Source organism: Bradyrhizobium xenonodulans (genome assembly GCF_027594865.1).
GTDB classification, from domain to species: Bacteria; Pseudomonadota; Alphaproteobacteria; order Rhizobiales; family Xanthobacteraceae; genus Bradyrhizobium; species Bradyrhizobium xenonodulans.
Map to the genome: position 1 here is coordinate 1,122,461 of NZ_CP089391.1, position 21,723 is coordinate 1,144,183.

The 21,723-nt window shown below is 65.2% G+C and carries 22 protein-coding genes; 14 read left to right on the forward strand and 8 right to left on the reverse strand.

Annotated elements, in window-relative coordinates; all coding sequences use genetic code 11:
* Positions 1-116: 116 nt before the first annotated feature.
* The gene (locus I3J27_RS05300; RefSeq protein WP_018321489.1) at positions 117-257 is read left to right on the forward strand and encodes a hypothetical protein; all 141 of its coding nucleotides are present in this window, start codon (positions 117-119) and stop codon (positions 255-257) included.
* On the opposite strand, the gene I3J27_RS05305 is transcribed toward I3J27_RS05300, so the two are convergent.
* From I3J27_RS05305 to I3J27_RS05315, 3 genes are read right to left on the reverse strand one after another with little or no spacing between them, the layout of a single operon-like run.
* On the reverse strand, positions 254-1,840 hold the full coding sequence (locus I3J27_RS05305; protein ID WP_270166067.1) for an ATP-binding protein: 1,587 nt from the start codon (positions 1,838-1,840) through the stop codon (positions 254-256). The genes I3J27_RS05300 and I3J27_RS05305 overlap by 4 nt on opposite strands.
* On the reverse strand, positions 1,837-2,541 hold the full coding sequence (locus I3J27_RS05310) for a response regulator (RefSeq protein ID WP_270166095.1): 705 nt from the start codon (positions 2,539-2,541) through the stop codon (positions 1,837-1,839). The genes I3J27_RS05305 and I3J27_RS05310 overlap by 4 nt, the downstream gene beginning before the upstream one ends.
* A 12-nt stretch (positions 2,542-2,553) precedes the next feature.
* Entirely contained in the window at positions 2,554-4,056 is a 1,503-nt protein-coding gene (locus I3J27_RS05315) for a DUF4153 domain-containing protein (RefSeq protein WP_270166097.1), read from the reverse strand.
* Positions 4,057-4,243: 187 nt separating this feature from the next.
* On the opposite strand from I3J27_RS05315, the gene I3J27_RS05320 reads away from it, so the two are divergent.
* A complete protein-coding gene (locus I3J27_RS05320) occupies positions 4,244-5,587 on the forward strand; it encodes a glycoside hydrolase family 3 N-terminal domain-containing protein (RefSeq protein ID WP_270166099.1) in 1,344 nt (447 codons plus the stop codon).
* Here I3J27_RS05320 and I3J27_RS05325 read toward each other — a convergent pair.
* Together I3J27_RS05325 and I3J27_RS05330 are read right to left on the reverse strand one after the other, a co-directional pair.
* Positions 5,584-7,206 (reverse strand): ABC transporter substrate-binding protein, encoded by a 1,623-nt coding sequence (locus tag I3J27_RS05325; protein WP_270166101.1) that lies wholly within the window; start codon positions 7,204-7,206, stop codon positions 5,584-5,586. The two genes, I3J27_RS05320 and I3J27_RS05325, sit on opposite strands and share 4 nt — an antisense overlap.
* An 88-nt stretch (positions 7,207-7,294) precedes the next feature.
* Positions 7,295-8,176: a LysR family transcriptional regulator gene (locus tag I3J27_RS05330; protein WP_270166103.1), complete on the reverse strand. Its 882-nt coding sequence runs from the start codon at positions 8,174-8,176 to the stop codon at positions 7,295-7,297.
* A gap of 99 nt (positions 8,177-8,275) precedes the next feature.
* On the opposite strand from I3J27_RS05330, the gene I3J27_RS05335 reads away from it, so the two are divergent.
* Positions 8,276-8,953 (forward strand): peroxiredoxin-like family protein, encoded by a 678-nt coding sequence (locus tag I3J27_RS05335; protein WP_270166105.1) that lies wholly within the window; start codon positions 8,276-8,278, stop codon positions 8,951-8,953.
* A gap of 3 nt (positions 8,954-8,956) precedes the next feature.
* Here I3J27_RS05335 and hydA read toward each other — a convergent pair whose 3' ends face one another.
* Positions 8,957-10,411 (reverse strand): dihydropyrimidinase, encoded by a 1,455-nt coding sequence (gene hydA, locus I3J27_RS05340; protein WP_270166107.1) that lies wholly within the window; start codon positions 10,409-10,411, stop codon positions 8,957-8,959.
* An 85-nt stretch (positions 10,412-10,496) separates the two neighbouring features.
* Positions 10,497-11,105, reverse strand: a complete 609-nt coding sequence (locus tag I3J27_RS05345) for a TetR/AcrR family transcriptional regulator (protein ID WP_270166109.1) — start codon at positions 11,103-11,105, stop codon at positions 10,497-10,499.
* A gap of 101 nt (positions 11,106-11,206) precedes the next feature.
* Here I3J27_RS05345 and I3J27_RS05350 point away from each other — a divergent pair, with 101 nt between their 5' ends.
* From I3J27_RS05350 to I3J27_RS05400, 11 genes are all read left to right on the forward strand, one after another.
* Positions 11,207-11,902, forward strand: coding sequence for a PspA/IM30 family protein (locus I3J27_RS05350; protein WP_270166111.1), 696 nt, complete (start codon positions 11,207-11,209; stop codon positions 11,900-11,902).
* Positions 11,903-11,953: 51 nt separating this feature from the next.
* Entirely contained in the window at positions 11,954-12,229 is a 276-nt protein-coding gene (locus I3J27_RS05355) for a YiaA/YiaB family inner membrane protein (protein ID WP_014491840.1), read from the forward strand.
* A 199-nt stretch (positions 12,230-12,428) separates the two neighbouring features.
* On the forward strand, positions 12,429-13,484 hold the full coding sequence (locus I3J27_RS05360) for a GNAT family N-acetyltransferase (RefSeq protein ID WP_270166114.1): 1,056 nt from the start codon (positions 12,429-12,431) through the stop codon (positions 13,482-13,484).
* Positions 13,481-14,356 (forward strand): HesA/MoeB/ThiF family protein, encoded by an 876-nt coding sequence (locus I3J27_RS05365; protein ID WP_270166120.1) that lies wholly within the window; start codon positions 13,481-13,483, stop codon positions 14,354-14,356. Before I3J27_RS05360 ends, I3J27_RS05365 begins: the two co-directional genes overlap by 4 nt.
* The gene (locus tag I3J27_RS05370) at positions 14,353-15,552 is read left to right on the forward strand and encodes a hypothetical protein (protein ID WP_270166122.1); all 1,200 of its coding nucleotides are present in this window, start codon (positions 14,353-14,355) and stop codon (positions 15,550-15,552) included. Before I3J27_RS05365 ends, I3J27_RS05370 begins: the two co-directional genes overlap by 4 nt.
* A complete protein-coding gene (locus I3J27_RS05375; protein WP_270166124.1) occupies positions 15,549-16,670 on the forward strand; it encodes a GNAT family N-acetyltransferase in 1,122 nt (373 codons plus the stop codon). The genes I3J27_RS05370 and I3J27_RS05375 overlap by 4 nt, the downstream gene beginning before the upstream one ends.
* Entirely contained in the window at positions 16,667-17,662 is a 996-nt protein-coding gene (locus I3J27_RS05380; RefSeq protein WP_270166126.1) for a nitroreductase family protein, read from the forward strand. Before I3J27_RS05375 ends, I3J27_RS05380 begins: the two co-directional genes overlap by 4 nt.
* A gap of 148 nt (positions 17,663-17,810) precedes the next feature.
* Positions 17,811-18,872: an amidohydrolase family protein gene (locus tag I3J27_RS05385; RefSeq protein WP_270172575.1), complete on the forward strand. Its 1,062-nt coding sequence runs from the start codon at positions 17,811-17,813 to the stop codon at positions 18,870-18,872.
* Positions 18,873-18,887: 15 nt separating this feature from the next.
* The gene (locus I3J27_RS05390; protein ID WP_270166128.1) at positions 18,888-20,000 is read left to right on the forward strand and encodes an amidohydrolase family protein; all 1,113 of its coding nucleotides are present in this window, start codon (positions 18,888-18,890) and stop codon (positions 19,998-20,000) included.
* Positions 20,001-20,005: 5 nt separating this feature from the next.
* On the forward strand, positions 20,006-20,419 hold the full coding sequence (locus tag I3J27_RS05395) for a Rieske (2Fe-2S) protein (RefSeq protein WP_270166130.1): 414 nt from the start codon (positions 20,006-20,008) through the stop codon (positions 20,417-20,419).
* 73 nt (positions 20,420-20,492) lie between these two features.
* Positions 20,493-20,699 (forward strand): zinc ribbon domain-containing protein, encoded by a 207-nt coding sequence (locus I3J27_RS05400; RefSeq protein ID WP_270166131.1) that lies wholly within the window; start codon positions 20,493-20,495, stop codon positions 20,697-20,699.
* Positions 20,700-20,856: 157 nt separating this feature from the next.
* Here I3J27_RS05400 and I3J27_RS05405 read toward each other — a convergent pair whose 3' ends face one another.
* A complete protein-coding gene (locus I3J27_RS05405; protein ID WP_270166133.1) occupies positions 20,857-21,702 on the reverse strand; it encodes an SDR family NAD(P)-dependent oxidoreductase in 846 nt (281 codons plus the stop codon).
* Between the last annotated feature and the right edge of the window lie 21 nt (positions 21,703-21,723).

Sequence of the window (21,723 nt, forward strand, 5' to 3'; positions counted from 1 at the left end):
TTCTACTGTGCATGGGGTTGTTTTCGCGGTTTTTATGGTCTCGCGTTTCCGTGACGGAACCTTTTGCCGGCTGATGCGACTTATCCATGACACGGGAAAACACGTGCGAGGCAGTCATGGCACACAAGCATACCGCTGATCCGGCAGAGATCATGCGGGCGACCGGTCATCCTGAGCTGGAATACGCCGCCGGCTGGACCATCGCCGGTCTGGTCACCATCGGCACCATCGTCGCCGCCTGGGTGTTCGCGATCTAGGCGACGGGAAATTGGAGCTCGAAGGCGACGCCGTCGTCGGTCGGCTTGAGCCTGATCGAGCCGCCATGGCTCGCCATCACCGCGCGCGCGATGGCGAGGCCCATTCCGGTCCCGCCCTGATCGCGGTGGGTGGTGAAGAACGCATCGAAAATCCTGTCGCGGTTCGGCGCCGAGATCGGCTCGCCGTCATTGCTCACCGTCAGCAGCACGATCGTACGCTCGTCGACGGCCTCCAGCCTGATCGTGCTCGACTTATGCCGCACTGCATTGTCGGCGAGGTGTGACAATACGATCAACGCCTTCTCAGCGGACATGCCGATCGGCCGGTCGAGGCTGCCGCTAACCTCGATTGAACTGGCCGGAAACCCCCTCCTGAGGTCGGCGATCACAGGCGCCAGCTCCGTGTGCTCGTTCTGCGGCAGGCTTTCGGCGCGGGCGAGCTCGCGCAGCCGCTGCGCCATCGCCTCCAGCCGCTGCGTGTCGGAGAGGATGTTGGCGATGAACGTGTTCTGCTCCGCCGGCGTCAGGCTGCCCGCCTTGCCCTGAACCGAATCCTGCAGCAGCTCGGCCGCGCCCTTGATCGAGGTCAGCGGCGATTTCAGCTCGTGGGTGAGATGGGCAGAGAACGTCGCGATATAGTCGGAGCGCCTTGCGAGCTGCTCGGCCATGCCGAGGAAGCTGTGCGAGAGCTGGGCGAATTCGCGTGTGCCGTAATGCCGGAGCGGCTGAAAGGCCTCGCGGTCGCCGCGGCCGATCCGCGCCGCGCGGTCGATCAGCTCGCGCATCGGCAGTGTGATGGTCCGGGAGAACACGAGGCCGATCGCAATCGTGCCGAGGATCACGGCAAGCCCCGCCAGCACGAACTTGCCGCGCTCCTGGTAGAGATGATCAAAAATGTTGCTCGGCGTCCGCGTGGTGTAGATCACCCCGGCGACGCGGTTGTTGACGATGACGGGCATCGCCGAGAACACGTGCACGCCGAGGCCGCGGCTGAAGGAATAGATCGGCGGCGGCGGCTTGTCCGGCACGCGGTTGCGCAAAGTCGCGCGATATTGCCCGTGCAGCGCGTCGGCGACCTCGTCGATATGGGCAAGCGACTGCCCGACCTCCTGCCGTCCCGCGATCACGACGCCCCGCGGATCGAGGATGCGAAAGCCCGCCAGCGTCACCTTCTGGGTCTCGCGAATGATCGGCGTCAGCTTTGCGCCGATCTCGACATAGGCGGGCTGCGCTGCTTGCGGCGCGGGGAGCGCATCCGGCCGCCGCCGGAGCAGGTCGTTGGCCGTGAGGTCGAGTGCGGGACGGATCGGCGTGACCTGGTCGCCGGGATCGGGCAGCACGTTTGGCGGCACCTCGGCGCCGAGCGCGAGGCCGCTGTCGAGCCTTGCGGTGACCTCCTGCGCATAGATCGTCGCCAGCACGCGGCTCTGCGCGATCAGCTCGGCCTGGGTCTGGCGGATCAGCTGATTGTCGTAGAGGCGGAAGAAGAACAGGCCGACCAGCGGCAGCACGCCGACGGTCGCCAGCACCGTGAAGATCACGAGCGTGAGCGACGGCCGCCATTTGTCGGGCGCCGCGCTCATGCCTCTTTCTCGCAGCGGCCGAGCTTGAAGCCGACGCCATGAATGGTCTCGATGACGTTGTCGCAGGCGAGCGCCGCGAGCTTGGCGCGGATGTTGCGGATGTGGCTGTCGATGGTGCGGTCGGAGACCTGGATGTTGAGCTGATAGGCCGCCCGCATCAGCTGCTCGCGGTTGAACACCGAGGTCGGCCGGGTCAGGAACGCGCGCAGGATGCCGAACTCGATCGCGGTCAGTTTCAGCGGCGTGCCGGCGAAGGTCGCGATATGCTGCTCGGGATCGATCAAGAGGCCGCCTTGCGACAGCGCGGCCGGCCCCGCCTTGGCCTCGCTATTGCGCGGGCTGAGGCGGCGCAGGATGACGTTGACCCGCGCCACCAGCTCGCGCGGGCTGAACGGCTTCGTCACGTAGTCGTCGCCGCCGATCTCGAGGCCGAGGATGCGGTCGATCTCCTCGTCGCGGGCAGACAGAAACAGGATCGGCACGTCGGAGCTCTTGCGGATCTCGCGGCAGACGTCGAGGCCGTCGAACTCGGGCATGCCGATGTCGAGCACGATCAGATCGGGCTTGTCGGCGGCAAAGCGGGCGAGCGCCTCCTTGCCGTCACGGGCTTCGATCACGTCCATGCCGGCCTTCTTCAGCGCGACGCGGATGACCTCGCGGATGTGGCCTTCGTCGTCGACGATGAGAATGCGATGCGCCAAGAATATCTCCGCTCACCCTGCCGGCTGATTGCCGGGCTGGCCTTTGGCCTGAGCATCGAGCCGGCGCTGCAGCCGCCAGCTCCGAAAGCCCCAGGCGCGCCAGGCCATGTCCAGTCGTTGGGTTTCTACAAGCCGATCGCGGCGCCGCGCAAGGCAGTCGTCGCCCGGGCGATGGGCGATGACCTTGTCGAGCGCGGGCAGCGCCTGCGGTCCGAGTGTGAGGAGATAGTTGGCATCGATCGTCACGCCCTTGCCCGACATTTCACTGCTGTGCGCCACATTGTAGTCGGCAATGAACGCGTCGAAGTTCACCAGCGAGACAGTATAGAGCACGATCGTTAACGCGATCAGATTGGCGCCGACGAGCCAGCGGTTGGAGCGGTCGAGCGCGATGCGGGCCACGATCAGGATCAGCCCGAGCGCCACCAGCCCCATCCAGACGAAGGCCGCGATACGCCAATAGGTCAGCATGTAGATGTCGACGTAGAGATCGAGCCGGAGGATGGAGGAGGCGACCAGGAGCACATTCTGCCCCACCCAGAGATAGACCAGCGGCCGGATCACCGTCGATTTTTCGGCCGGCCCGCCCGGGCGCATCGCGACCAGCACGAAGGCCGCGGCGAGCAGGGCGGTCGCGATCAGCGGATAGGCGCCGCGATGGGCATAGGCCGCATAGGTCATGTTGGCGGGCAGCGCCACATGGCCCCAGAGATAGATGCCGTCGAGAATGGACTGTGCCGCGAACAGCAGGTTGAACAAGATCAGCGAGCGCAGGATGGTGGAGGCGCCCAGAAACTCCGCCGAGACTTGTGGCGGCGCCGGCGGCGGCACGGGGCCATCGGTGAGGGGCGTGTTGACAACGGTCCGGCGCCGCCAGCGGACATGGATGAACGGCCAGACTAGCGCCAGCATCATGACCCAGAACAGCACCCGCGGGATGCTGATATAGCGGAGGATGAGCTTTGGATTGAGCAGGAATACCCACTGCTCGATGACCGGATTGGCCGCGGCGAACAGTGCGACGAAGACGGTGCTGAGCGCTGCCGGGAGCAGCCAGAGCGCGATGCCGCGGGTGAACGCCGACAGGCTGAAGATCTGGAGCGCCTCGAGGAAGAACCTGAAGGGGCCGAGCAGGAAGAAGTTGCGCAGTGCATGGGCACGCTCGGTCAGCTCGGTCGTTTCCGGATTGGTCGCGATCAGAAGCGCAATCGTCAGCGACAGGATGAGGATCAGCAACGACAGCGTGTTGAGCTCCTCGACGGCCGGTGCGAGGCCGGCGACGAAAATGGCTGCGCTGATCATGCCGCGCCGTACATCAAGGGTCGCATGATTGAATAGCACGGATACGCAGGCCATCGCGATCGCAAACGGCGTCAGCGACAGCCCGATCCGCTCGCCATAGAACAGCCAGTCGGCGAGCCCCGCCAGCGCCAGCGTGAGACCAAGCTTGACCGGAATCGCGGAGGGCCTGAGCGGCTGAAGATCTGCTGCTATCGTCGAAGCCAGGCTCGTCATGTCCAGAAGACCTTTCGTGATGGGTGGCATCACGAAGTCTGACCGTCGCTTGTGCAGAAGCCGGGACCATGGTCAGCACGGTTTCAGGAGTCTTTTGCAGTTTTCGTGCAGGAGTGCTTTTGCCTCTCGCGCAGCGTAAGTCGCGCTGATAGGTGCGATGCGTTCATCACTTTGGGCGTGACGCATCATGCAATTCCTTCATCGCATCGGTTTCATCCTGCTCTGGCTTGCCGCGCCTGTCGTCGCGTTCGCGGCGGCGAACAAGAACGATCCTTATCTGCTGGTGCTGCGCGGCGCCGGAAACATCGCGCTTGTCGTCGCAAGCATCCTGATCGTCGTCGTCCTGCTGCGTCGCGGACGCTGGCGCAGCATCGCGGGTAAGCTGCTCGTCATGCTGTGGTGCCTGCCGTCGGTGCTGATGTCGGCAGCGCATCTGAAGTTCGAGCTGCGCAAGCACGATGTTCTGGCCGCGAGCGCCGCGGAAGCACGACAGATCGGGCCGCACTTCATGGTCGGCTACTCCTCGTTTCCCGATGTCGCGCGCCTCGCCGAGCAAGGGTTGATCGGCGGCGTCTACGTCACCCGGCACAACATCCGGGGCCGGTCCGTGGAAGCGCTGCGGGACGAGATCGCGGCGCTCCAGGACAAGCGGCGGGCCGCGGGCTTGCCGCCGCTGGTCATCGCCGCGGACCAGGAGGGCGGCATCGTCGGGCATCTTGCACCGCCATTGACCAAGGTGCCGGCGCTGGCGACGCTCACAGGGCTTGCCCCCGACGAGCAGCAGGTTAGGGCCGAAGAATTCGGCCGCATCCATGGCCGCGAGCTTTCGGGGTTGGGCGTCAACCTCAATCTCGCGCCGGTTCTCGATCTCAAGCCGCCGCAGCGGCGCATCCGCCTCGACTTCCATACGCTGATCGGCCAGCGCGCGATTGCGACCGATCCTGCGGTCGTCAGCACGATCGCGAGCGCTTATGTGCGCGGGCTGGAAGAGTCAGGCGTCGGCGCCACGCTCAAGCATTTTCCCGGCATTGGCCGCGTGCGAACTGATACGCACCATTTCAGCGCCAATCTCGACACGCCGGTGAAGGAGCTCGAAGTCACCGACTGGCTTCCGTTCCGCGAGGTGCTGTCGCATTCGCGTAGCGCGCTGATGGTCGGTCATGTCACGCTCACGGCTGTCGATCCTGACCGTGCAGCCTCGCATTCGAAGCGCGTCGTCGATGGCATCATCCGTGACAAATGGGGCTATCAGGGCATGGTCATGACCGACGACCTCGTGATGGGCGCGATCTATCAGAACGACGTCTGCAAGGCCGTGGTCGAGGCCATCAATGCCGGCGTCGACATGCTGCTGGTCGCCTATGACGGTGCGCAATTCTACCGAGTCTTTGCCTGCGCCCTGGACGGATCGCGGCAGGGCAAGCTCGACGTGGCGATGCTGCGCGCGAGCGCAGCGCGGCTGAAAGCGGGCCTTCCGACCGAGCAGGCGCGCGCCGCTTCACGCGCTGTCAGCATCGCCCGTCAAAACTAGCCTTTCGCGAACTGACGGTAGTCCGGCTCGCGATGAAACCAGAACTCGTAGCCAGAGATGGTTTTCTGCATGGCGACGTCATGGATCGGCTGGTTGAGTGGCACGACAGGGACGTCGCGCATGCAGAGCGCGATGAAATCCTTCACGCACCTGTCGTACTCGGCCGTATCCGCGGTGAACCGAGCCTTGTCGATCAGCGTGTCCATCGCCTTGTTCTGGTAGGAGGAGATGTTGAAGATCGAGTTGTTGCCGTGGAAATTCCAGTAGAAGTAATATTCGGGGTAGTCCAGCCAGCCGCTGAAGCGGTTGAGGGCGAGCGGCAGCTCCTTCTTGTTCAGCGTCGTGCGCCAGTTCGCGCCGGGAATCTTTTCGATCGCTGCCTTGATGCCGATCTTGGCGAGACTCTCCTGAATCAGGATAGCGGTCGGCTCTCCGACCGTTGCGGTGCCGGTGTCGAGCGAGAGCGTCGTTTCCAGGCCGGACTCGAAGCCGGCCTCCTTCATCAACGCCCTGGCCTTGTCGAGATCGGTGACGTAGGGAAACGGTTGCGGCCAAACCGGCTTTGAGACCTCGGTTGCCCCGCCATACATGGGAACGGCGCGCCCGAAGAAGGCGCTGCTCTGGATCTGCTCATAGGGCATCGCCCAGGCGACGGCCTGGCGCAGCTTCACATTGTCGAACGGCGGCTTCGCGCTGTTCAGCGCGACGTACCAGAGCGCGTTCGGGATCGGCACGCCCGACACCTTGACCTTGCCCTCTTTGATGATCTGCTCGAAATCGCGCGGTGCAAAGCCGCTGGAAATATCGGCGTCGCCCCGCTCCAGCATGGCGCGGCGGGTGCCGGCGGAGGGGACGTCGCGCGCAATGACGCGCTTGACCTTCGGCAGCGGCCCGCTCTTCCAGTCGTCGAACCGCGCCAGCACGGTCTCGCTGCCGGGCTTCCAGCTCTCGATCCTGTAGGCGCCGCCGCCGGCTTCGTTGGTCTTGAGCCACGCCAGCGCCCAGGGGTCTTCGGCCGTCGCGTTCTTCTTCGCGAGTTCGGAATTGATGATGAAGGGCACGACGACCGCGACGTTGAACAGCAGCATCTTGTCCTTGCGCACATAGTCGATGCGGAAGGTGTGGTCGTCGACCACCACGAACTGTTCGGGCTTTTCCAGCGATCCCGCCGACATCTGGAAGGTCGGGAAGCCGCCGACCTTCACCGCGCGGTCGAACGACCATTTGACATCCTTGGCGGTAACCGGCGTGCCGTCGTGGAATTTCGCGTCCTTGCGCAAGCGGAAGGTGCAGGACATGCCGTCGGCCGCGACCTCCCAGCTTTCGGCGAGTTCAGGCGCCAGCTTCTCGCGGTCGTAGGAGATGGTGCCGTCGGGCAGCGTCTTGGAGGCGTAGGTCAGCAGACGGTCGTAGCAATTCCAGGACAGGCCGTTCACGGTCTGGTTGGAGCCGACACCCTGCATGTCGAGCGAGTTCGGACCCAGCTCCTGCACCACCAGCAGCGTCTCGCGGCGCCCCTGCGCCCAGACGAAGCGTGGCGCGACGGCCGTCATCCCGGCCGCGCCGAGACCGCCAAGCACCACATTGCGGCGGCTGATGTCGAAGGGTGATGCGCTCATCGGTGCCTCTTTTGCGATATCTCTGCGACGTAAAGAGGCAAGGCGCATGCCACCAGCCGCGCTTCACGGCGTCGCATCCGTGCCGCGCCTATCTCAACTCCTCCGCCAGGAAGTCGACCAGCGCGCGCACCTTGGTCGAGGGGCGGGGACCTGCCGGAAACACGGCGTAGACGTCGACGGGGGCGAGCTTGTAGCTCTTCAAGAGCGGCACCAGCGCACCCGAGGCGACTTCGGGGCCGGCCATCACCGGCGAGGTCATCGCGATGCCGAGTCCCGCCAGCACGCTCGCGAACACGCCGGGGCCGGAATCGGTGGTGATGCGTCCCTGGACGTCGACCGAGGTCTCCGCGCCGTTGCGGGTGAACGACCAGGTGGTTCGGCCGAACAGGCCGGGGCCGAAGATGCAATCATGCGAGGCGAGATCGGCCGGCGTCTTCGGGATGCCGCGCTCGGCAAGATAGGACGGCGCGGCGACGAGGAAGCGCGGCAAAGTCGCAAGCCTCCTTGCGCCAAAGCCGGAATCGTCCAGCGGACCCAGGCGGACGGCGACGTCGGTGCCCTCCACGACGAGGTTGTGCCGTTCGTCGGCGACGGACAGCTCGACGCGCAGCAGGGGATGAACCCTGAGGAATTTCGGCAGGCGCGGGATGATGTGCCTTGTGCCGTAGACGATGGGCATCGTGATGCGCAACGTCCCGCGCAGGGAGTCGATGCCGCGGGCGGCGTCCTCGGCATCCTCGATATCCGCCAGCACGTCGCGCGCGCGGATGAGGAACAGCGCGCCGGCGTCCGTCACCGTGATGCGGCGCGTGGTTCGCAGCAGCAGCTTGACCCCGAGCCGGCTCTCCAACTCTCCGATGATGCGCGACACCGAGGGCTGCGACAGGCCGAGCTCGCGTCCGGCCTTCGAAAAGCTGCCGCTCTCGGCCGCCCGAACGAACACGGCCAATTCCTGAAGCCGGTCACTCATTCGAAATCCAGATAAATGTTCTCCGGAATCGCCTTATACCCCTCCATCTCCGGATGATCCAGATAAACGCGGGCAAGCAGCAAAAGATGGAGTTTCGCAATGGCCCTGCAAGACAAACTCGATGCCTTCAAAGCCGATTTCGAAGAGGGCCGCTTCCCGCTCAAGCCGACAAAGGAGGCGCTGGACTCCATGCATCGCGCCACCGCCGAGCTGATCGCGAGCGGCCAGGCGCAGCGCGCCAGGAAGGCCGGCGACGTCGCGCCGGAATTCACCCTGAAGGATCCGGACGGCAAGCCGGTTGCCTCGCGCGACCTGCTCGCGAAAGGCCCGCTGGTCGTGTCGTTCTATCGCGGCGTCTGGTGCCCCTATTGCAACCTCGAGCTCCAGGCGCTCCAGGAGAGGCTGCCGGAGATCGCCGCGCGCGGCGCCAGCCTCGTTGCGATCTCGCCGCAGACTGCGCCGAACAGCCGCAAATCCGAGCGCGACAACAAATTGTCGTTCCCGATCCTCAGCGACGTCAGGAGCGAGGTTGCCGATGCCTTCGGTATTCGCTTCGCCCTGCCCGCCGATCTCGTCTCGCTCTACAAGTCCTTCAAGAACGATCTGCCCACGTTCAACGACAATCCCGCCTGGGTGCTGCCGATGCCCGCGCGCTATGTCATCGGCCGTGACGGCATCATCGCCTACGCGGAGGTGAACCCGGACTACACGCATCGCCCCGATCCGTCCGAGCTGCTGCCGGTGCTTGACCGGCTGCGGGCGGGCAAGGCGGCCTGAGCGTTACGGCGTCACCGCTCCACGTGCGACCGCGCGCGGGGCGGTCAGCTCTTTCCAGGTCGAGTTGGCGACATGCACCGGTGAGAACGCCGGGCGTTCGACATAGCGGCCGTCGCCGGCCTCGGCGCGCAGATCGCCGTCCTTCCAGACGACCCGGCCGCGCGACAATGTCATCGCAGCGCCGCCAATGCAGGAAAAGCCCTCGAACACATTGTAGTCGATCCGGCTCATCTGCCGCTTGGCGCTGATGGTCCTGCTCGCCTTGGGATCCCACACCACGACATCGGCGTCCGAGCCGACGGCGACCGCGCCCTTGCGCGGGTAGATGTTGAGGATGCGGGCGATGTTCGCCGAGGTCACCGCGACGAATTCTTCCTTGGTGAGTCGCCCCGTGACGACACCGGCGGTCCAGAGCAGCGCCAGGCGGTCTTCCAGACCGCCGGTGCCGTTCGGAATCTTCCTGAAATCGCCGCGCCCGAACCGCTTCTGTTCCGTCGTGAAGGCGCAATGGTCGGTCGCGACCACCTGGAGCGAGCCGGATTGCAGGCCAGCCCAAAGACTGTCCTGGTGCGACCTGTCGCGGAACGGGGGCGACATCACGCGCTGGGCCGAATGATCCCAATTCTTGTTCTGGTACTCGCCCTCATCGAGCAGTAAATGCTGGATCAGCGGCTCGCCATAGACGCGCTTGCCCGCTGCACGTGCCCGCGCGATCGCCTCATGCGCTTCGCGGCAGCTCGTATGCACGATGTAAACAGGCGTGCCGGTCATGTCGGCGATCATGATGGCACGATTGGTGGCTTCGCCCTCGACCTCTGGAGGCCGTGAATAGGCATGTCCCTCGGGGCCGGTGACGCCCCGCGCGATCAGCGCCTCCTGCATCAGGGCGACGACGTCGCCATTCTCCGCGTGCACGAGAGGCATGGCACCGAGATGGGCGCAGCGCGCGAACGAGTTGTAGAGCTCGTCGTCGTTCACCATCAGCGCGCCCTTGTAGGCCATGAAGTGCTTGAAGGTGTTGATGCCGTAGGTCCTGACCACGGTCTCCATCTCGTCATGGATCTGCTTCGACCACGACGTCACCGCCATGTGGAAGCCGTAGTCGGCGGCCGCCTTTTCCGATTTGTGCCGCCATTCCTGATAGGCCGCCAGCATCGACTGGCCGGGATCGGGCAGGCAGAAATCAACCACCATGGTGGTGCCGCCGGCCAGCGCCGCCTTGGTTCCCGATTCGAAATCGTCGGCGGTCACGGTGCCCATGAACGGCATTTCGAGATGGGTGTGCGGGTCGATTCCGCCTGGAATGACATAGGCCCCGCCGGCGTCGAGGATATCGCTTCCGGCCGGCGCATCGAGCGATGCCCCGACGGCGACGATGGTCTCGCCGTCGATCAGCACGTCCGCGCGGCGCGAATGATCGTGATTGACGACGGTGCCGCCGCGGATGAGGAGGGGCATGAAAGGCTCCGGAGAAAGAAGATCTCACCGAAGCTAGGCTTGCCGCCTGCGATGCGACAGGCGAAATTTTAGTCAGGCGATGCGGCTAGTTCTGCCGCGCGATCAATCCGTCGATCATCGCGCGCACGAGGCCTGCGATTTCCTTGCGCAGCGCCGGCAGCGGAACGGCGACCAATTTCTGCTCCAGGCCCAGCGCCACCATGCCGTGCACCGCCGAGAACAGGCTGCGCGCGGTGATGCCGAGCTCGTCCGGGCTGCGTTTTGGAAACAGTGCGGCCAGCGGCACATAGATGTGGCGGAACAGCTGCATCTGGTCGTCGACGGACCAGTCGGGAACGATCTTGTCGGCCTCCATGCGGTGCTCGAACAGCGCGCGCCAGAGCTGGAGATTTTCGGCGGCGAAATCGCAGTAGGCGATGGCGATGCGGACCAGGGTTTCCTGCGGCGAGGGCTCGCCCGCGCGCTCCGCCGCGCTGAGCATGGCGTCGAGTCGATACAGGGTCCGCGAGCCGACGCGCAGGATCAGCTCGTCGACATCAGTGACGAGATTGTAGACCGCGCCATTGGCGCAGCCGATCTCGCGGGCGAGATCGCGGGTTTTCAGGCCGGCTAATCCGCGGCTGGCGATCATCTGTTCCGCCGCCAGGATCAGGTCGGCCCGCAGTTTCTCTCGACGTTCCAAGGCTTTAGACATCCGTTAACCAAATTCGTGAGCGCCGCTCAAATTTCTCTTGAGCGACGCTCAAGATGTGCTACACAGCATCTGTGAGCAATGCTCATAACAGGGAGCAGCAAATGTTCAAGACCGTAGTGACACTTTTCCGCGGCAGCGTGGCCGCCGCGGGCGAAGAACTGGAAGACCGGACGGCCCTCCTGATCCTCGACCAGCAGATGCGCGATGCGGCCGCCGCCGTCGAGCGCAGCAAGCGGACGCTGGCGCTGGCGATCGCGCAGGACCAGCAGGAGGGCCGCAAGCTCGAGGCGACCGTCGCCCGCATCGCCGATCTCGAGACCCGCGCGGTTGCGGCGCTCGACGGCGGCCGCGAGGATCTCGCCAAGGACGCCGCCGAGGCCATCGCGGGTCTGGAAGCCGATCGTGATGCGGCGATGACGGCCCGGGCCTTGTTCGCGACCGAGATCGTCAAACTGAAGCGCCACGTCGCAACCGCGCAGGCCCGCATCACCGAGCTCGACCGCGGCCGCCGCGTCGCCCGCGCCTCGGAAGCGGTGCGCTCGCTCCGCCGCAGCGGCATCGAGGCAGCCCGTCCCTACGAATCCACACTGCCGGAGGCGGAGAGCACATTGCGGCGCCTGCGCGAGCGGCAGATGGAGGCCCAGGCCGCCGACGATGCCCTGGTCGAGCTCGATGCGGCCACCGGTCCGCTCGCCACTGCCGAGAGACTCGCCGAGCAGGGCTTTGGTCCCCGGCTCAAGACGACCGCCGACGACGTGCTGGCGCGGCTGAAGTCCAAGCGTCCGCCGACGGCCTGATCAGACCAATTTCCCCAATTCGATCTTCATTTGAACCAATAGGAGACCATCATGAACCAGAACGGCCAGCCCCACAGCAGCGCCTGGGTGACCTTCACTTACGCGTCCTTCGCCGCCTCCGCCTTCCTCGTCGCCATCGGCATCTTCTTCCTGCCGATCGACCTCTGGATGAAGGGCTATCTCACGATGGGCATCGTGATGCTGATCCAGACCTGCATCACTCTCACCAAGACGGTCCGCGACAATCACGAGAGCAGCCGGCTGGTGAACCGGATCGAGGATGCCAAGGCCGAGCGCCTGCTGATGGAAGTGTCCAAGGCGGCTTGACCAGGACGGCGGCTTGAAGCCGGTCAGGGCTGCCAAGCAAGACAGCGGCGGAGCAACACGCTCCGCCGCTGCTGCGTCCGAACCGAAACTGTCGATGTCTCTGAAGACATAATTTACCTTGCCGTGACACCGCCAGGTTGTGCTTAGCGCTCCTTAATGCGTGCAAGTGCACAGATCCCGACCGATCGAGGGCAGGCAGATGGCGTCTCTGGAGAACGGCGAGCAAGCACCGCGCGCGAAGAAGGGCTTTGCGAAGCTCGGTGCTGCCGCCACGAGGCTGCGCAGCCAGACCGGCTTCTGGCTGGGCGCGCTGTTGCAACCGGCCATCGACCTGAGCTTGCGGACATCGCCGGGACTGCGGACGCGGATCATCGAATTCCCCGGGCTGTCGCTGCCCAGGTCAGAGCTCGATGTGCTGGTCGACCAGCTTCGTATCGTCGCGGCCAAGACGTTGCCGCAGGAGAGCCTGACCTACGGCATCTTCTCCGGCGAGCCGGAGCGGCTGGCGCGCGCCGTCGTCACGCTGATCTGCGAAGAGGAGACCGGGCGCCCGATCGCGTTCAACGCGCTGTCGGTCATGGACGTCACGCTCGACGGCCGGCCGGTCGAGGTCACCCATCTTGGTCTGGTCATGGTCGACCCTGACGTTCGCGGGCAGGGCCTGTCCTGGGTCCTCTACGGACTCACGGCGCTGGTGCTGTTCGCGCGTGACGGCTTGCGCCCGAAATGGATATCCAACGTCACGCAGGTGCCGTCGGTGGTCGGCATGGTCAGCGATACCTTCTCGGATGTGTATCCCTCGCCGCTGCCGGGCGCGCGCCAGAGCTTTGCGCATTTGCAGCTCGCTCGCGGCATTCTGGCCCGTCACCGCGCGGTGTTCGGTGTGGGTGAGGAAGCCGGCTTCGACGAAGCGCGCTCCGTGATCACCAACGCCTATACCGGCGGTTCGGATGCATTGAAGAAGACGTTCGAAGTCGCGCCGAAGCATCGTAACGCCATCTACAACGAGTTTTGCGCGCGCGAGCTGGATTACGCACGCGGCGACGATGTGCTCCAACTCGGCCGTATCGATCTCGCGGGCGCGCGCCGCTACGTCATGAGCGAGGTGCCGCACGGCTCGCTGCCGGCGTTGCTTGCCGCGTCGGCGATGCTGGCCCTGCAACGGCTGGTGCTGCCGCTGGTCTACTGGCTGGACGACACCCGCGCGTATGGTTCGCTGAGGCCGCGCCGCAATGATGCGGAGGGCGCCCGATGAGTTTCGACTATTATTCCTTCACCGGCCGCAACCTCGGCTTCATCGACGAGCGCGAGCAGCAATTGCTGCGGCAGGCGCGCGTCTTCGTCTGCGGCGTCGGCGGCATGGGCGGCGCGGCCTTCATGGCATTGGCCCGCGCCGGGGTCGGCAAGTTCGTCATTGCAGACATCGACCGGTTCGAGGTCTCCAACCTGAACCGACAGGTGTTTGCCTTCGCAGACGAAGTCGGCCGCGAGAAGGCCGAAGTCGCCGCCGAAGCCGCGAGGCGCATCAATCCGACGATCGAGATCGACGTGCTCGGCGAAAGCTGGACCAGCGAGTTGAGCGGCATCGTGGAGCGCTGCCCCGTCGTCGTCAACGGCATGGACGACATTGCCGCCGGCGTGCACCTCTATCGAACCGCGAGGAACGCAGCCGCGACCGTGATCGACGCCTATATGTCGCCGCTGCCATCGGTCATCGTGGTGCGTCCGGACGATCCGAGGCCTGAAGAGCGGCTCAATTTTCCGACGCGGAACAAGGATTGGCGCGACATCAATGAGGATGACCGGCGCGCGGCGATGCTCGCCGAAATCGAGCACGTGATGCTGCACTCCTCCTCGCGCAACTACGTTGATCTCGCCATCGCGGGCGAGGTCGCCGCCGGGCGACGGAGCCGGATGTCGTTTGCGCCGATGGTGATCTCGACCGGCATGCTGATGGCCTATGAGGCGATTGCGCTCATTCTCGGCCGCAAGTCGGGAACCGATTGCCGGGGCTGGTTCCTGAACCCGCATCAACCCGCGATCGAGAAGCCGCGGAACGCCATCGTGGCTGCGCTGATGCGACCGCTGGTGCGCCGCGCCATCGCAGAATTCACGAGCGGCAAATGAGCGCGGGCGCGATCGCCGATTCCATCGTCAATTTATGCGGCGCCATCGGCCTGATCGTGGCGATGATGACGTTCTATCGGCGCGATCCCCGCAGCCCGCTGACGCACCGGTTGCTGGTGGCGCTTGGCGTGATTGCGGCGCTGTTTCTGATCCGCGGCGCGGCGTGGTGGACCGGCAGCGTCGCTCTCGACCGCCTGTCGGTGCTTCCGGCATCGTTGATCCCGCTCGGTGCGCTGATCGTGACCGAAGGCATCTTGCGGCGCCACGCGCCGCGCGCGGCGAAGATTGCTGCGCTCGCCGGCGCTGCGGTGCTGGGGCTCGGCGGCGCGCTCGGTCTCGAGCAGCTCGCAAAACCCTATGCGATGGCGCTGGCGCTGTTCCAGCTTGCCGGCTTCATGACCTGCGGCCTGCTGCTGGCGCGGCGCGATCGCGCAGAGCTGATGGGGTCCGAAAACCGCAGCATCGGTCGGCTCGCCGTCGGCGCGCTGCTGGTGCTGCCCTTCATCCTCACCGACTTCCGCACGCTGTGGCCGGATATCCCGGTTCGGCTGGGCGCACTCGGCGCGCTGCTCACGGTCACCGTGATGCTGATCGCCGGCGGCGGCGCCGAGACGCGGCGGCACGGGCTGACGCTGATGACCCTGCGGCTGGCGAGCTCGGCCCTGCTTGGGATTGCCGCCGCTTTCATGGCATCGGACGTCGATGCGGCGCAGATCATCCGATTTTGTGCGGTCGCAGTGGCCGGCGTGCTCACCATCGGCATGATGACGGACGCACTTCGGGCCCTGTTCGAGTCGCAGGAGCCGGGCCTGCTCAATTCGATGGCCGCGTCTCCGGCGCAGACCCGCGCGGAGCTGGTGGCCGAACTCGCGCGCCATCCGATCTTCGAGAGCGCGCGGCGCTTTCGCTCCACCGAGCTTGCTGCTTACGATCCGCCGCTGCTCCAGGAGCTTCTTGCGACGTCGCGTGTGTTGCGCTGCGCCGAGGCGCCGTGGGGGCTGGCTCTGACCCATCCCGCGGTCGAGCGCATGACCTCCCTGATGACCGCGCACAGTGCGACCCATGTGATCGCGCTCGGGCAGGACCCGATCGATCTGATCGCGCTGGCGGTGCCCGTCACCTCGGCCGATCCCGCCACCGAGACGGCGCTCACTTTGGTGCAGCGGCTGCTGACCCTCACGCCGGAGGCTGCATGACGATCGACATTCGCGAGGGCGACCGCAAGTCCGCGTTCGATGCTGCGCTGAACGCCTATGGGGCCGACAGTCCCTATGTGCCGCCGCTGTGGAGCGATTTTGACCGGACGTTCGATCCCGCCAAAAATCCCTTCGTCACGGAGGGGCATGGCCGCTACGCGCTGTTCTCCGCGCATCGCGACGGCCGGCCGGTCGGCCGGATCGCTGCCTCGATCCATGATGCCTCCAATCGCAAGCACGGCACGACCAATGGCGCGTTCGGCTTCTTCGATTGCGTCGACGACGTCGAGGTCGCCGACGCGCTGTTGCGCGCCGCGGAGCGCTGGCTCGCCGATCGCGGCATGACGGCGATCACAGGCAATTTCAATCTCACGGCGATGCAGCAGATCGGCGTGATGACCGATGGCTTCGACAAGGCGCCCTTCACCGACATGATGTGGAGCGCGCCGCATATCGCCCGCCATCTCGCGCGCGCCGGCTACAAGCCGGTCTTCCCGATGACGACGTTCGAGATCGCGCTGGACCAGGGCCATCCGGAGCAACTGCTCGGCGACAAGCAGCGCGCGGTGCTCGCTGACACCGATTTCGTCTGGCAGCCGATCAAGCGCTCTGCGTTCAAGGTGCGACTGGAGGATGCGAGGCTGATCCTCAACGACGGCTTTGCGGAGAACCCCATGTTCGTGCCGCCGACGGCGGCCGAATATCTGTTCCAGGCCGGCGACATGATGTGGATCATCGACAAGCGGATCTCGACCGTGGTCTATCACCGTGGGCGCCCCGCGGGCGCCATCATCGCGATCCCCGATCTCAATCCGCTGGTGAAGTTGGTCGGCGGCCGGATCGGCCTGTCGGCGCCGTTTCGCTTCCTGAAGCACCGCTTCAGCAACACACGCGCCGTCCTGATCTATCAGTCGGTCTGCCGCAACCTGCACAATCGCGGCCTCAACGGCGCCATGCTCTATCGCACAGCGCTGGCGCTGCGCGAGGCCGGTTACCGTACGCTCGGCGGAACCTGGATCGTCGACGTCAATGGCGCCTCGTTGCGCCAGGTGGAGAAGGTCGGCGCCAGGCCGCTGCACCGGCTGCACCTGTTCACCAAGCCCTTGGCAACGTCATGAGCCTTCTCACGCCGGACCTGTTGCGCGAGCTCGTCGCAGAGGCGCGGCTGGCGCCCAGCGTCCACAACATTCAACCGACGCGCTGGCGGCTGCTGGCCGACGGCCGGCCGGCGCTGGTCGATGACACGACGGTACGGGCACCTATCGCCGATCCCACGGGACACGATGTTCGTATCTCGCACGGCGCGGCGCTGGAGGGGATGAGCCTCGCGCTCAACCGGCGCGGACTGTCGATTGTCGATATCGCGATCGAGGATCAGCCGCTTGCCTCGCCCCATGCGGTGCTGTGTAGGCTGACGATCGGTAGCGGCGCTGATTCCGATCCGCTTGCCGACAACGTGCCCCGACGGATGTCCTGGCGCGGCACTTTCGCTGCGTCCCCGCAGGATGAAGCCGCGCTGGCGCAGCTTGTCGCCTCTCTCGACAATATCGTGTGCATCCGCGATCGCAAACAAATTGCGGACATTGCTGCCTGGGCGGACGAGGCTGAACTCTCCTTCACGCGCGAGGCCGATTTTCGGCGCGAGTTGCTGACATGGATGCGGCTGTCGCCGAACGATCCGCTGTATCTGCAAAGTGGCCTCAACCGCGAGGCGCTTGCGATGAACGCCATCGAGGCGGTCGGCGCCCGCTTGGTGTTGGGTCCGCTGTTCCCGCTGCTCGATAAGCTCGGTCTCGCCGCCGCCTTGCTGTCCGACCGCGCCAAAACCTCATCGGCGGCCGCCATTGTCCTGTTCTGCCGGCCACGTGGCGAGGACCCGCTGGTGAGCGGGCGTCATTTCTATCGCTTATGGCTCGAGATTGATCGTGCGGGCCTCGCCGCCTGTCCGATGTCATCACTTGCCGATAACCCCGCCTTCAATGACAGACTGCGCGCCACGGCCGGGCTGGGTGACGAAGTCCGTCTCGTCAACGCGTTCCGCGTCGGTCGCCCAACGGCATCGATGGCGCCGCGACATTTCCGGCTGCCAGTGGATCAATTGATCGTCTAGCGCCGCCGCGCCTCATATCGCGCCTGCGAGATGCAACCGAGCCATGACGGATCGCGCGGGTGCGCGCCCTTGCGGAACCGGACCGGCAGGGGCACTCTGCGCTGGCGGCGCACAAGAACGTCGCCAATGAGATTGCGTGAGGAAGCTCATGGTGGCGACGCGGATCGACTGCGACATCCACCCGGCGGTTGGCGGCACGCGCACGACGCTGCTGCCCTATCTCAGCGATCACTGGAAAGAGCAGGTGGTGAGCCGTGCCATCGACGGGCTCGATCTCACCTCCTATCCGCCGAGCATGCCGCTGTCAGGCCGCGCCGATTGGCGGCCGAGCAACGGCGCCAAGCCGGGCTCCGATCTTGCCATGGTGCAGAAAGGCGCGTTCGAGCAACTTGGCGCCAGCCACGCGATCCTCAACGTCCTCTATGGCGCGCAGGCCGTGTTCGATGCCTACATGGCGGCCGATTTCTGCAAGGCCATCAACGACTGGATCGCCGCCGAATGGCTGTCGCGCGATCCGCGCCTGCGTGCTTCCATCGTGGTGCCGATGCAGGATCCAGATCTGGCGATCGAGGAGATCGAGCGTCGTGCCGGCGACGATCGCTTCGTCTCCATCCTGGTGCTGGCACAGGGCGAGACGCTGCTGGGGCGGCGGCATTTCTGGCCGGTCTACCGGCTCGCGGAAAAGTACAAGCTGCCGCTCGCGATCCACGCCGGCACGCAGTATCGGCAGGCACCGAGCTCGGCCGGCTGGCCGTCGCATCGCTACGAATATTACTTCGTCGAGGCGCAGGCGTTTCAGGCGCAGATATTGAGCTTGATCTATGAAGGCGTGTTCGGCAAATTCCCGGAGCTCAAGGTCGTGCTGATGGAGAGTGGCGTGAGCTGGCTGCCGGCCTTCATGTGGCGCGCCAACAAGACCTGGCGCGGCGTGCGCGTCGAGGTGCCCTGGGTCGAGCGCGAGCCGGCGGCGATCATCCGCGACAATTTCCGCGTCACCATGCAGCCGTTCGACGCGCCCTCTGATGCCCGAAGCGTCGAGGAGATCATCGACCAGATCGGCTCCGAAAAGATGTTCCTGTTCGCGTCCGACTATCCGCACTGGCAGTTCGACGGCGACGATCCGATCCCGCCGCATCTGCCGAAGAGCATCATCGACAAGATGTGCGTCGACAATCCGCTGGAGACGTTTCCGCGGCTGTCTCTGAACTAGATTTTGGAGGATCGCATGAGTGACGTCATCGACCGCCCATTGCTCGAGGAAGAAAAGACCGCGCCAACGCGCCTGCGCATCGTCGATTGCGACGTGCATCCGAGCCTGAGATCGACGGATGATCTCAACGAGTTCCTGCCGAAACGCTGGCAGCAGCATTTGAAGGAATTTGGCAGCCATCTGCGGACGCCGTATCTCTTCACCACGCCCTATCCACGCTCCTCGCCGCTGATCGCGCGCCGCGATGCCTGGCCGCCGACAGGTGGGCCGCCGGGCTCCGATCTCGCCTTCATGCAGAAGCAGCATCTCGATCCGCTCGACGTCGAGTTCGGAATTCTTCAGGTGCTCGATCTCTTTATCTTTTCGCAGCAGAACCTCGAGTTCGGGGCGGCGATCCAGCGCGCCATCAACGACTGGCAGCTGGCGTTCTGGTCGCATCGCGATCCCCGCCTGAAGGCCTCGATCCTGATCGGGCAGGATGGCGTGGACCTCGCGATTGCCGAGATCGAGCGCTGCGCCAGGATCGGCGAATACATCCAGATCAACGTCTCGCCGCGGGCCAACGAGCCGCTCGGCCGCCGCCGCTACTGGCCGATCTACGAGCGCGCCGAGGCGCTCGACCTGCCGCTCGGCATCCATGTCGGCGGCTATGGCGGCCACGCACCGACCGGCGGCGGCTGGCCGTCTTATTATGTCGAGGAGCACCAGTCGAATGCGCATACGATTGCGGCGCAGCTTGCCAGCCTCGTCATCGAGGGGGTGCCGGAGCGGTTTCCGAAGCTGAAGATCGTCTTCATCGAGGGCGGTTTTGGCTGGATCGCGTCGGCGGTGTGGCGCATGGACCAGCACTTCGAGCGCTTCCGCAGCGAGGTGCCGCATCTCAAGCGCAAGCCGTCCGAATATGTCCGCGAAAACTTCTGGTTCACGACGCAGCCGATCGACGAGCCCGACGAGGCGCGGCACCTGCGCGCGCTGATCGAATGGGTCGGCATCGACCGTCTCTTGTTCTCGTCGGACTATCCCCACTGGGATTTCGACGATCCGCGCTTCGCCTTCAAGGCGCCGCTCACGGAAGCCGAGCGGAGGAAAATCTTCAGCACCAATGCCCGTGCGGTCTACAAGTTCTGAACCTCATGGCCCGTCACATCGTTGCGTCCACCTCGGAGATCCCGCCCGGCGGCAACAAGGTCGTCGATGTCGCCGGCCGCGATATCGTCGTGTTCCACGTCAACGGCGAGTTCTTTGCGCTCTTGAATCGCTGCCCGCACGAGGGCGCTCCGCTGGAGAAGGCCGCCTGCGTGGCGCGGCTGACCTCGCCCGAGCCGGGCGTTTACGAGCGTTCGCGCGTCGGCGAGATGCTGCGATGTCCCTGGCACGGCTGGGAATTCGACATGCGCAACGGCCAGTCCTGGTTCGACCCGAAACGCGTCAGGGTCCGGTCATATCCCGTGGCGGTGGCGCGCGGTGACGAGCTCCAGAAGGGCCCGTATGTTGCCGAGACGTTTCCGGTGCATGTCGAGGACAGCTATGTGATTGTCGAGGTCTGAGCCGGCATTGCCGATTGAGATTCCAGCGCAGGTGCGTTATGGCTCTCGCGCTTTCCAGAGGCGGAGATGAGCTTTGTCGAAACAATCCCTGCGTGAAGAGGCCGAGCGCCTGATCCGCGAATCGATGGAAAAGAAGACCATCGTCGTCAAGCAGGGCGATACCCGTATCGAGGCCGTCTGCGGCAAGTGCGGCGCCCCGAACCGGGTGCAGGCGCCAAAGGGCCAGAACCGCGTCAAGTTCGCCTGCAAGAATTGCGGACACCAGCAAGAGACGCTGTAGGGCGTGGTCGCACCCTCTCCCCTTGCGGGAGAGGGTGGCTTCGCGAAGCGAAGCCGGGTGAGGGGTTCTCTCCTCACGGACAAATCGCGCCAGTTGAGAGAACCCCTCATCCGGCGCTTCGCGCCACCTTCTCCCACAAGGGGAGAGGGGAAAACAGTCACTCCCCCTCCACAAACCTCTTGAACGCATCTGCATGATCCGGGTGCCAGCGCGACAGCGGCGGGCGGTTCTCGACGATGTCGCCGGCGGCCCACAGCATGCGCTTTTCGTCGAGCGCGCGCGGCACGTCATTGTCCGGGCACAGGATGTAGAAGTCGCCGGCCTCCAGCCGTGCCAGCATGAAATCGACGGTCTGCTCCGGCGTCCAGGCGCCGGCCGGCTTCTCGGTGCGGCCCTTCGCAGTGAGGCCTGTGAACACAAAGCCGGGGATCAAGAGATGCGCGCTGATCTTGCAGTCCTTCGTATTGCGCAGCTCGTGCTGGAGCGCTTCCGTAAACGCCTTCACGCCGGCCTTGGAGACGTTGTAGGCGGGATCGCCGGGCGGCGTGGTGATGCCCTGTTTCGAGCCGGTGTTGATGATGAGGCCGGCTTTGCCGCGCGCGATCATGCCGGGTGCGAAGATGCGCGAGCCGTTGATGATGCCCCACATGTTGACGCCGACGATCCGCTGCCAGTTGTCCGGCTCGGCGAACAGCGTGCTGCCCGGCTGGATGCCGGCATTGTTCATGAGGAGATCGGTGCCGCCAAAGCGTTCGTGCACGGCACGCTCCAGTTCCGCGACGCTCTCGGCCTTGCTGACATCGGCGGCGAAGGTCATCACATGTGTGGCGGACGTGACGGATGACAGTTTTGTTGCGGCCTCCGCCAGCCGTGCCTGATCCACGTCAGCGATGCACACCTTCATGCCGGCGCGCGCGAAGGCCGCGGCGGCAGCCAGTCCAATGCCGGATGCGCCACCCGTGATCACGGCGACATTGTCTTTGACGATGGCGGAATGTGGCATGGTTGGTCTCCGGGGGAGGGG